The organism is Mesorhizobium sp. M7D.F.Ca.US.004.03.1.1, from assembly GCF_003998635.1.
Classification (GTDB): domain Bacteria; phylum Pseudomonadota; class Alphaproteobacteria; order Rhizobiales; family Rhizobiaceae; genus Mesorhizobium; species Mesorhizobium loti.
On sequence record NZ_RZQG01000496.1, the window covers coordinates 2,333 to 4,491 of the forward strand.

General features: G+C 62.3%; 3 protein-coding genes. 1 reads left to right on the forward strand and 2 read right to left on the reverse strand.

What is annotated here, in order from left to right; genetic code table 11:
• On the forward strand, positions 1 to 613 hold a 613-nt coding region (locus tag EN935_RS23750), incomplete at its 5' end, for a creatininase family protein (RefSeq protein WP_245489029.1).
• 253 nt (positions 614 to 866) lie between these two features.
• Here EN935_RS23750 and EN935_RS23755 read toward each other — a convergent pair.
• The gene (locus EN935_RS23755) at positions 867 to 1,784 is read right to left on the reverse strand and encodes a carbohydrate ABC transporter permease (RefSeq protein ID WP_056594228.1); all 918 of its coding nucleotides are present in this window, start codon (positions 1,782 to 1,784) and stop codon (positions 867 to 869) included.
• Between the two features lie 6 nt (positions 1,785 to 1,790).
• A partial coding sequence (locus EN935_RS23760; protein WP_164771292.1) for a sugar ABC transporter permease occupies positions 1,791 to 2,159 on the reverse strand: 369 nt, incomplete at its 5' end.

A 2,159-nucleotide genomic window follows, 5' to 3' on the forward strand; every position in this document is an offset into this window, starting at 1 on the left:
CGTCAAGACGCTGGAGCTGTTCGAAAAGGAGAAGGACGTCGTCATCCTGCCGCCCTTCTACTACGGTGCTGCGAGCTATGCGGTGGCGCCGCCGGAAGGCAGCGGCTCGGTGCAGGTCGGCGGCAACGCGCTGGCGCCGTTCGGCGAGGAGCTGTTCTACGGCCTGCTGCGCATCGGCTTTCGCAACATCCACGCCATCATTCACCACCAGACCGAGAATTTCGCCGCCGGCATGCCGACCGATCTGGCGTTCAAGACCGCCGGTCGGCAGGCGATCTTCCGCTTTCTCGAGAAGGAACGCGGCGAGGGCTGGTGGGGCTCTCAGGCGATGGCCGACTACTATTCGGGACACGCTGCGGGTGAAAATTTCTTCAACTGGGTGCAAGTGCACCCGCTGATGTCGGCTGACATGAACGGCAAGTACCCGTTCGACCATGCCGGCATCGGCGAGACCTCACTGATGCTGGCGCTATGCCCGGAGGCTGTCGATGCTGGCCACTTCGAAGACAACAAGAGCTGGTATACGGCGAGTGCCAGGGATGCTTCAGCGGAACTCGGGCAGAAGGGCGTCGCCATGATCATGGATCACCTGCGCACAATTCTAAGAGCCTAGCGCGGTTCTTCCTCCTCCCCTTGCGGGGTGAGAAGCGGTCTGCGTAGCGGACGAAAAGCCAATTGCTTGGCTTTTCGAGCTTCGAACGCCCTGAGCCTGCGAAGGGCCGGGGTGGCCGATCCACCTACCGTGTCCCCGCTGCTTCGCAGCGTCCCGGCGTTCGCCGGCCTTTCATCGTGCCACCGGCACGATGAATTCGCCTTCGGCGAACCGGCTGCTCACCCCACAAGGGGTGAAGGGAAGGCTGGCCCTGCTACTTCACCGCTCCCGCGGTCATGCCCATGATCAGATAGCGTTCGAGCGCAATGCCGATGACGGCGAGTGGCGCTATCGCGGCGGTGGCGAGTGCTGCCATCGACCACCAGTTGATGCCTTGCGAGCCGGTCTGGCTCGCCACCATGACGGGAATGGTCTTGGCGTCGGTCGAGGTCAAAAGGGCGGCGAAGAAATACTCATTCCAGCACAGCACCATCGCCAGGATGAAGGCGGCGACCATGCCCGGCAGCGCGATCGGCATGACGATGCGGAAGAAGGCGCCCCAGATCGACAGCCCGTCGACGAGCGCTGCTTCCTCGAGCTCGACCGGGATCGAGTTGAACTGGTCGCGCATGATCCAGATGACGATCGGCAGCACCATCAGCGTGTAGAGCAGGATCAGCCCGACGCGCGTGTCGAGCAGACCGACTTCGCGGTAGAGCACCAGGAAGGGCAGGGCGAGCACCACCGGCGGCAGGATCAGCTGCGACAGGAAGAAGAACGAGATGTCCTCGTTCTTGAACCAGGCGAAATGATAGCGATAGCGGGTGAGCCCGTAGGCGGCGAGGCTGCCGATGACGATGGCCAGGCTCGACGCGCCGACCGAGGTGATCACCGAGTTCATGAAGCGCTTGAGGAACTCCTCGCGCACCGTCGAGGTCTGGAAGATCGAGTCCGGCGACAGGCCGAGCGAGCGCCAGCCTTTCCAGTCCGGCTGGAAGTCGACGAAGGGGATGAGATGGCCTTGCGTGACATCAACCGCGGTCTTGAACGAGGTCGTGATCGTCCAGTAGATCGGAAACAGGCAGATGAACGCCCAGAAGGCCAGCGCCCCATAGATGAAGACGCGGCTGGCGAGGAAGCTCGCCGGTGAGCGGATCTCCGAGGCTACATATTCGGTGGTCTGAACGCTCATCTTGGCTCAATTCACATTGCGGACAAAACGGTTGGCAAATTTCAGCAGCCAGGTGACGAACACGACGATGATCACCAGATAGGCCATCGCCAGCATGGTTCCGTAGCCGACGTTCGAGCGGTCGCGATATTCGCGGTAGATGAAGCTAGACACGGAATCGGTCGCACCGCCCGGGCCACCCGACGTCACCGTGATGATGATGTCGGCAAGCTTCAGCTTGAAGATGATGCGCAGGATCAACGCCGTCACCGAAACCGGCAGCATCAGCGGGAAGGTGACCTGCCAGAAGGTCTGCCACGCATTGGCGCCGTCGACGCGTGCGGCTTCGAGCACCTCGCGCGACATCGCCTGCAGCCCGGCCAGCAGCATGATCAT